The organism is Burkholderia sp. WP9 (assembly GCF_900104795.1).
Lineage (GTDB): Bacteria > Pseudomonadota > Gammaproteobacteria > Burkholderiales > Burkholderiaceae > Paraburkholderia.
This window is the reverse complement of the sequence record NZ_FNTG01000007.1, coordinates 1-4,401: the sequence shown is the minus strand read 5'-3', so window position 1 is coordinate 4,401 and position 4,401 is coordinate 1. Positions and strand designations below refer to the sequence as shown.

Here is a 4,401-nt window from a genome sequence, read left to right as displayed (position 1 = left end):
ACGGAGGTTCACGCGACCACGCGCAGCGAGATCATCGACCTGTCGGGCGATATCCGGACCGCCCTCGAGGAGCGCACGCGACAGATGATGCAGGCTGCGGCCAAAGTACCTGCCTCTCCGCGTGAAGCGCTGGCCCGCTTCCGGGCGGGGCGCGCCGCGGAGGCGGCCACGCGGCAGGGATTGGAGCCTGCGAGTACGCCGGCGCCGAGTGAGGACGAGCTGCGCGCGCGCGATGCTTCTGCCGTGCGGGCGGAGCTGGCAGGGAAAGGTTATACGACCGTGCAGACGCCCAAGCCGGGACAGCCCTACCCCGGCACCATCCTGCTGGTAACGGACTTCCACGTCGCACAGCACGCGGGCCGGGACTGGGCCACGCTGCATGACCGACGCCAGCTACTGCGTCCGTATGAGGTGGGCGAGAGCCCGCGTATCCAGTACGGCCAGGATGGACAGGAGCGCGTCCAGACGGCCAGCGTCAAGCGACGTGGGCCGGGGCTAGGCTAACGCGGCGTCACTCGTCCCGTTTCGGGTACTGCTGGCGGGCGTGCACCACAGCGACGACCTCAATTACCGTCGAGGTGACGCGGTAGACCACGATGTAGTTCGGATGGGCAACGATTTCGTGCGTGCCAGGCTCGCGCCCGGCACGGAACAGGTACGGGTGCTCGGCTGCGGGCAGAACCGATGACTCGATGGTCACCGCCATGCGGCGTGCAGCCTGCGGGTTGTGTTCAGCGATGAAGCCGATGATGTCGGCGAGGTCTTCGCGCGCCGATGCGCGCCATTCGATGGAAAGCATGTGGTGGGTATCCAGTCGTAATGGCTCTAGTGAGCCGTCACGACCGTCTAGCCGCACGTTTTATTTCTGCCGCCCGGATGATGGATTCCATGTCCGCCATCACCTGATCGTGCGGGACGTTCGGGCGCGTATCGGCCAAGGACGCCTGGACCTTGGCGCGGAACCAGCGGTCGTACGCTTCGGCCTCTTCGACCGTGGCGAATTCCGATTCGATGGGGGACAAGGTAGTAGGCATGTCGTCCGGGATGCTATGGGCTACAGGTCGACCAACCATTGGCTGTGTCGCCCTGGCTCCCTCAACGCCGAAGCGGCGCGAGACTCAAAAATCCCTTTCGGGAACACGGTCAGTATAAGGGTTAAGCATCGGAGGCTTTTAAATGCACTTCAAATACGTCGTTTATAAGATCACTTTTCCTAACGGGAAAATCTACGTCGGCAAGGATGAGGGCGGCTTAGGCCACTCGTTGCGCTATTTCGGCAGCTGGGACAACGCCTTAGTCGCGCAAGATTTCAGCAAAGCCGAGCTCTCCGACTTGACCTTGCGTAAGCAGATTCTTTTCGAATCTGAAAGCAAGGAAGAGGTACGTCGCATGGAGAGCGAGTTCATTCGATCGCTTCGAAGCAGTGACCCTGTTATTGGATACAACCGGACGCACCTAGCAAGGAAGGAAGGAGGGAAGGAACCAAGGTCTATTTTTTAGTCCACCACCATCGCCGTTTGGCTGGGACATGCTCCAAAAGTCGCAGGGACTGTCGCAGGTCGGCCAGGTTGGCGTTCTGCGCTTCGACCTGTGCCTTGAGGACGGCGTTTTCGGCCTGCAAGGTAGCCAGCAGTGCTACGACATCGGATGGGACATTGGGTGCGTCAGGCTGCGACACTGACGCATGCGACAGCGCAGGGGCAGGGTGCGACAGTTCCCCGAAAACCCTTACCAGTTCTGATGTGTCGATTCCGCTGCGCCCTGCGTCACGCTGCGACAGCGAGATGCGCCCATCTGAGACATAGCGCTGGATCGTCTTGCGACTCCTGCCGGCCAGTCTGGCGGCTTCGGAAATCGACACTATCGCCATAGCTCAGTCCTTCGGGAGCGGGCGTAGGCCCGTTTTCGTGCCCCACGCAGCGGCCCAGCGGGTGGCCTGCTCTTTCTCGGCGTGGGTCTTCGCCCGGATTTGGCGATCTACGGCGAGACCCAAGCGGTGCAACGCATAGGCGCGGCGTTGGTGTATGTCGCGACGCATAGTCATGGGAGTTCCATCTCCTGTTGATCGGGCGGGTCAATGTCCTCATTGCCCACTAGCAAGCGCTCGCCTTCCATGAGTTGAGGCACGGTCTGCAGTTCCTTGCTTTCCTCGATGAGGGTGTCCACCGGAACGGCCTGTTCTGTCTCAGCAACAATGATTTCGGCATTGAAAGCGGCGAATCGGCCGCCTCGTTTTCCTTGCCACGCTACCTGGCTATTGATGATGTAGACGTTCGATTTGCCGGACTTGAGTATCTGGATGAATTTGGCCTCTGCGAGGGCCGCGATAGCCGTTTTGGCTGTTCTATCAGCGATGCCCATGGCTTGGGCCATCGCCGCGTAACTCATGACGACGCCGTTCGTCCCTCGGTTCAGCCGGGACGTGAGGAAGTGTAGAACGGCTAACCCTGTAGGGTTCTTCAGGCCGAATTGCCACATCTTCTGATGCGCTCTCTTATCGACCTGAAGCCAGCCTTGAACATGACCGCGCGAGTCATCCTCTGGAAGCGTTAGATTGGTCATTTTGAATCACTACAGATGTTTTTTGGTGCACTCAGAATACCATTGAAATTCCAAAACCGTGCTGTTTTGACTGCAAAAGTGTCGTCAGATTGCACAACGTTGTGCAATCTGCTGCACAGGTTAAAAATCGCTGTATTCCTTTACTGGCAAGGCTTTGAACCACATTTCACAGAATGTTTGGCCTTTTTAATATGTTGGTGTGGCTTTTGACTTCAGGCCCCCAGAGGGGGCATGAACGCCGCCTCCCGGCGGCTGGACGGCCCCCAGGGGGGTCCGCAAGCGCTTCTGGCGCACCGGTCTAGGCGCTAAAGCGCCAAGACCCGGATAAATCGCGCCAGACGGCCTACGGCCGCCCGCCGCTCAACCGGGTGCCTGTGGGCACCGGGCGAAACCTTCCAGCGGTTTGCGCGCCTCCTATGGCTTGCAGAAGGGTGGGTTCGGGCACGTATGTGCAATTTGGGCGAGCGGAGCGAGTCACGCCGTAGGCTCAACGCCGCGAGGGGCCCTGTGGGCAGGCGGGGGGCAAGTCCGAAGGGACTTGTCCCCGGCTGTCCACGGGGACGCGGGTGTACCGCGTAGGTCTTTCGTCGTAGGCCTTTGGTCCTACGACGCATGTATCAGCGGAAAGCATGAGCATTGGCGCGCGCATCGAACAGAGCGTGATGTTCCCCACCATGCTCAGCCACATACGCCGCCAAGCGCGCCGCGTCGACCTTCATGGCGATATTTTCGTGGCGCCATCCAGCTGGGAGGCCTCCGCCCAGCGTTTGCTCCAGCAGATCGTAATCGCCCTGGTAGTCATAGGACAGCACGGGCTTAGGCTTGCTGGGTACGGCCTCAAACCATGCGCGCAGCTCGTCGCGAAGCTGCTGAAGCGGTATCGAGCGCCCCAAAAACTGTCCCAGCTGGGGCAGAACCACGGTTTTCGTGAAGTCGCTGCACGCGTTCTGGTCGAAATCGGTCCGTTCCGCGTAAAACTCGCGTCCATCCTCGCCCACGATGCCGATGCTGATGAGGTGGCAGTCTTCGAAGCTCGTGAACTCGGTATCGAGGAAATAGCGGGTTTTCCAAGGACTGCGTGGCCTCTGAGCGCTCATTCGCCTGATTCCTGTCGGCCAAGCTGAACCAGGCGGTGATGCAGCGCGATCTTGTCGCCGGTGGCTGGGGCAATGTCCCCTTCGCGCCAGTCCGGCATCGACACCTGACCATGCCGGATGCCCGCGGCAAACAGCCATTCCGCCATCTGTTTCGGGTCGCTGGTCACGAAGGTTTCGCCGGTCGCCACCACAGTCCCCACCAGCTCGTCCTTGGGGTAGTCATAGACGACTCGGGCTCGGCAAAGGCTCTCGCTCATAGCGGGATCGTCAGTTTTCCCTGCTGGTCCGGCGCGTCGGCGGTCTGCCACAAAACCTCGGCCACTGCCCTCGAATTAGCGCCCAGGCCGGTGAAGCCACACGCGGGGCATCGCACGAAGAACTGGTCGGCAAGGCGCTCATAGCCAAAGCGGGGCTTCGGCCAATGGCATTTCGGGCACGCTTTCATGGTTTTTTGTCCATGCTGTTGATGCGTTGAACGGCGCGAGTCACATGGTCCGCAATTTCATCCTGGCTTGTCCGCACAGGCCGATCGTTGGGATTTTCCATGCCGCTGAAGCGAGGCTGGGGCGGGACGGGCTTCTCTTCTTTCCCCTGCGCTTCGAACTCTGCCCACAGCGCTGATTGCTCGGTCAGAAACGTCCGGTCTGCCGGTTTCAGGACCCGGATAGCTTCCCTGAGCATGGTGCGCAAATGAGTATTTTTTTGCGCCGCTTCGAGGAGCGCCACGCCCACCAGAAGCTTG

General features: G+C 60.4%; 9 protein-coding genes. 2 read left to right on the top strand and 7 right to left on the bottom strand.

The window, feature by feature from the left end:
* On the top strand, positions 1 to 504 hold a 504-nt coding region (locus BLW71_RS41985; protein WP_177205260.1), incomplete at its 5' end, for a KfrB domain-containing protein.
* A gap of 7 nt (positions 505 to 511) precedes the next feature.
* Here BLW71_RS41985 and BLW71_RS40640 read toward each other — a convergent pair.
* Together BLW71_RS40640 and relB are read right to left on the bottom strand one after the other, a co-directional pair.
* Positions 512 to 799: a type II toxin-antitoxin system RelE/ParE family toxin gene (locus BLW71_RS40640; RefSeq protein ID WP_091810522.1), complete on the bottom strand. Its 288-nt coding sequence runs from the start codon at positions 797 to 799 to the stop codon at positions 512 to 514.
* Positions 800 to 836: 37 nt separating this feature from the next.
* Entirely contained in the window at positions 837 to 1,034 is a 198-nt protein-coding gene (gene relB / locus BLW71_RS40635; RefSeq protein ID WP_091810524.1) for a type II toxin-antitoxin system RelB family antitoxin, read from the bottom strand.
* Between the two features lie 142 nt (positions 1,035 to 1,176).
* Between relB and BLW71_RS40630 the strand changes: the two genes are divergently transcribed.
* Positions 1,177 to 1,500 (top strand): GIY-YIG nuclease family protein, encoded by a 324-nt coding sequence (locus BLW71_RS40630; protein WP_091810520.1) that lies wholly within the window; start codon positions 1,177 to 1,179, stop codon positions 1,498 to 1,500.
* Here BLW71_RS40630 and BLW71_RS41460 read toward each other — a convergent pair.
* From BLW71_RS41460 to BLW71_RS41975, 5 genes are all read right to left on the bottom strand, one after another.
* Positions 1,490 to 1,870, bottom strand: a complete 381-nt coding sequence (locus BLW71_RS41460) for a DNA-binding protein (RefSeq protein WP_143048483.1) — start codon at positions 1,868 to 1,870, stop codon at positions 1,490 to 1,492. The genes BLW71_RS40630 and BLW71_RS41460 overlap by 11 nt on opposite strands.
* Before the next feature lie 170 nt (positions 1,871 to 2,040).
* Positions 2,041 to 2,562, bottom strand: coding sequence for a replication/maintenance protein RepL (locus BLW71_RS40625; RefSeq protein ID WP_091810518.1), 522 nt, complete (start codon positions 2,560 to 2,562; stop codon positions 2,041 to 2,043).
* 617 nt (positions 2,563 to 3,179) lie between these two features.
* Positions 3,180 to 3,659 (bottom strand): 3'-5' exoribonuclease domain-containing protein, encoded by a 480-nt coding sequence (locus tag BLW71_RS40620; protein ID WP_177205259.1) that lies wholly within the window; start codon positions 3,657 to 3,659, stop codon positions 3,180 to 3,182.
* Positions 3,656 to 3,916 carry a hypothetical protein gene (locus tag BLW71_RS41980; RefSeq protein ID WP_177205258.1) on the bottom strand — a complete coding sequence of 87 codons (261 nt, stop codon included), beginning with the start codon at positions 3,914 to 3,916 and terminating at the stop codon, positions 3,656 to 3,658. The genes BLW71_RS40620 and BLW71_RS41980 overlap by 4 nt, the downstream gene beginning before the upstream one ends.
* Before the next feature lie 184 nt (positions 3,917 to 4,100).
* A partial coding sequence (locus BLW71_RS41975) for a hypothetical protein (RefSeq protein WP_177205257.1) occupies positions 4,101 to 4,401 on the bottom strand: 301 nt, incomplete at its 5' end.

Excerpts from the sequence above, each read along its gene's own strand:
- BLW71_RS40640 (WP_091810522.1), bottom strand. The coding sequence starts at position 799 with ATGCTTTCCATCGAATGGCGCGCATCGGCGCGCGAAGACCTCGCCGAC.
- relB (WP_091810524.1), bottom strand. The coding sequence starts at position 1,034 with ATGCCTACTACCTTGTCCCCCATCGAATCGGAATTCGCCACGGTCGAA.
- BLW71_RS40630 (WP_091810520.1), top strand. The coding sequence starts at position 1,177 with ATGCACTTCAAATACGTCGTTTATAAGATCACTTTTCCTAACGGGAAA.
- BLW71_RS41460 (WP_143048483.1), bottom strand. The coding sequence starts at position 1,870 with ATGGCGATAGTGTCGATTTCCGAAGCCGCCAGACTGGCCGGCAGGAGT.
- BLW71_RS40625 (WP_091810518.1), bottom strand. The coding sequence starts at position 2,562 with ATGACCAATCTAACGCTTCCAGAGGATGACTCGCGCGGTCATGTTCAA.
- BLW71_RS40620 (WP_177205259.1), bottom strand. The coding sequence starts at position 3,659 with ATGAGCGCTCAGAGGCCACGCAGTCCTTGGAAAACCCGCTATTTCCTC.
- BLW71_RS41980 (WP_177205258.1), bottom strand. The coding sequence starts at position 3,916 with ATGAGCGAGAGCCTTTGCCGAGCCCGAGTCGTCTATGACTACCCCAAG.